The 1,623-nt window shown below is 72.0% G+C and carries 2 protein-coding genes; both read right to left on the reverse strand.

The window, feature by feature from the left end; translation table 11 throughout:
• Positions 1 to 180: 180 nt before the first annotated feature.
• Entirely contained in the window at positions 181 to 1,020 is an 840-nt protein-coding gene (locus tag ACWF94_RS40185; protein WP_453500202.1) for a cytochrome c biogenesis CcdA family protein, read from the reverse strand.
• Positions 1,017 to 1,623: DsbA family protein (locus ACWF94_RS40190; protein WP_453500204.1), on the reverse strand; the 607-nt coding region annotated here is incomplete at its 5' end. The genes ACWF94_RS40190 and ACWF94_RS40185, both read right to left, overlap by 4 nt.

The raw sequence follows: 1,623 nt of genomic DNA on the forward strand, positions 1-1,623 counted from the left end.
CTCAAAACCCGTACCCGCTACGACGAAGCAACCGCCTGGTCACACCACGCCCAATCCCATGCCGCTTGACACCCAACGACATGGGGTGTCTGACCTGCCGCTGATCGAGAATCCCGGGGGCAAGCCGAGCGGTCCGGCCACCCTCGCGCCGGGGACCGCCCGGAGAGGCGCCGGGCCGGTTCACGTCTCCTCCTTCACCGCGGGCGACCGGCGCCGCCACCCCCGTACGCCCAGCACGATCGACGCGACGGCCGCCAGACCGAGCAGCAGGGCCCAGTCCGGGACCGAGTCGCCGACCTCGCCCGCCCACTGCTCGGCGGCGAAGGAGTCGTCGACGGAGAGCAGGCCGGGGAGGGCGGTCGTGCCGTCGAAGGCGAGGAAGAGGGTGCCGAGGACGATGAAGAACAGCCCGGACAGGAGCGAGGTGGTGTGCAGCCGGAGGCGGCCGAAGGTCAGGGTACGGCCGCGGAGCCAGCCGCGTCCGCCCAGGTCGAAACGGTCCCACAGCAGGGCGAGGAGGAAGAGCGGGACGGCCATGCCGAGGGCGTAGACGGCGAGGAGGAGTCCGCCGTAGACGGGGCTGCCGCTCAGCGCGGACACGGTCAGCACGCTGCCGAGGATGGGGCCCGCGCAGAAGCCCGCGAGACCGTAGACCAGGCCGAGGGCATAGACGGGGGCGGCAGTCGTCGGGCGGATGCGGCCGGACAGCGCGGCCATCCGGCGGGAGGCGAAGCCCAGGCCGAGGATCTGGGCCACGCCCAGGGCGATGATCAGCCAGCCGCCGACGGAGACGAGCAGATCGCGGTTGCCGTAGAAGAAGCGGCCGGCGTACGAACCGGCGACGCCGAGCGGGACGAGGGTGGTCGCCAGTCCGGCGTAGAAGATTCCGGTACGGAGCAGGAGCCGGCCGGCCGAGTCGAGCGAGTAGGCGAAGAACGCGGGGAGCAGCAGCGCGCTGCATGGGCTGACCAGGGCCAGCAGACCGCCGAGGAAGGCGGCCAGATAGCCGATGTCGGTCATCGCCCGGCCCCGGACCCGTCGGTACGGGACCCGGACTCGGCGGACCCGGCGGACTCGGACTCGGACCCGCCGGACTCGGACCCGGCCCCGGCGGACCCCGCCGCCGCCTCGATCGCCTCGGTGAAGATCTCCTTCGGCTGCGCGCCCGCGATCGGACGGCCGTTGATCAGGAAGGACGGGGTGGAGGTCGCCCCGAGTCCGTACGCCTCGTCCCGGTCCTTCTTGACCGCCGCGCTCGCGGCGGCGCTGTCGAGGTCGCGGGCGAAGCGGGCGAGGTCGGGGACGCCCGCGTCGCGTGCGAGCGTCTTGAGGCGGCTCTTGGAGAAGCCCTTCTCCTTGGCGCCTTCGGCGTACGCGGCGGTGTGGAACTGCCAGAACCTGCCCTGCTGCCCGGCCGCCCACGCTGCGCGGGCGGAGTCCTCCGACTCCTGGCCGAAGATCGGGAAGTTGCGCCACTCGATGCGCAGAACGCCCTTGTCGACGTACTTCTCGATCAGTTCGGGTTCGGTGTCGCGGGCGAACTTTCCGCAGAAGCCGCATTTGAAGTCGGCGTACTCGACCATGACGACGGGGGCGTCGGCGCGGCCGACGGCGAGGGGGTCC

Source organism: Streptomyces sp. NPDC055078 (assembly GCF_053607985.1).